Consider the following 750-nt stretch of genomic DNA (forward strand, 5'->3'; position numbering starts at 1 on the left):
TCCCCGCCTCATGCTCCTTCAATATCGCGATGATCTGCTCTTCGCTGAACCTGCTTCGCTTCATTCTGTCCGACTCCTTCGCGTCGGACTCTACTCAAATTCGGTCACATTTCAGGGGAGCACGTCAGCATTTACCGGCATCGGCTTCTCAGCTCTGCCGACCTCAAATCATCGCTATTCGGTGCCGCGGTTGCACATCTGCAAGGCCTTGGCATGACCTCTTTCGATCGATTGACCAACACGGGCTATGTGTCGATTGAAGATTCAGATCTGGCCGGCGCGACCGAGCAGCTACGGGTCTTTCGCCGGTCCAGGCTTTGAAGGACGACCCGACTGCCGAGGCTGTGAAGGCTCGAAAATGAGCGGTGCAAATCGCTCCGTTGCGGACAATTCAATCGCACCGAGCCAGCTTCCCTACCGCCGGGTCTGGCCGGTGTCTGGCGGACAGCTTCTGGACAATTCGCCCAAAAAAGCAGACAGGCTGGCGCGTCCGTCCAATGCAGGTGGAAGGCCGCAAAATCGAAACAACCGCCCGCCTTCGTGCTTCAGTGAACGTGCTTCGCAACCCGGATATCGCCATCGATCGCGCCGGCGGCGCAAACCTACCTGATTCTAGGGATGTTTGATCTGCCCCCTTCTGAGTGGTCCAAAATTGATGATATTTTGGATTACGAAGGAGATTATGAATGCCGAGCAAGAAGCATCGCCCGGAAGAGATTATCGGCAAGCTGCGTGAAGCGGAGGTTGTTC

General features: G+C 56.0%; 1 protein-coding gene. It reads left to right on the forward strand.

The window, feature by feature from the left end; all coding sequences use genetic code 11:
- Positions 1-217, forward strand: a 217-nt coding sequence (locus ACIPPQ_RS21715) for a hypothetical protein (protein WP_446546118.1), incomplete at its 5' end; no start/stop codon positions are given.
- Between the last annotated feature and the right edge of the window lie 533 nt (positions 218-750).

Source organism: Sphingopyxis sp. LARHCG72 (genome assembly GCF_052871675.1).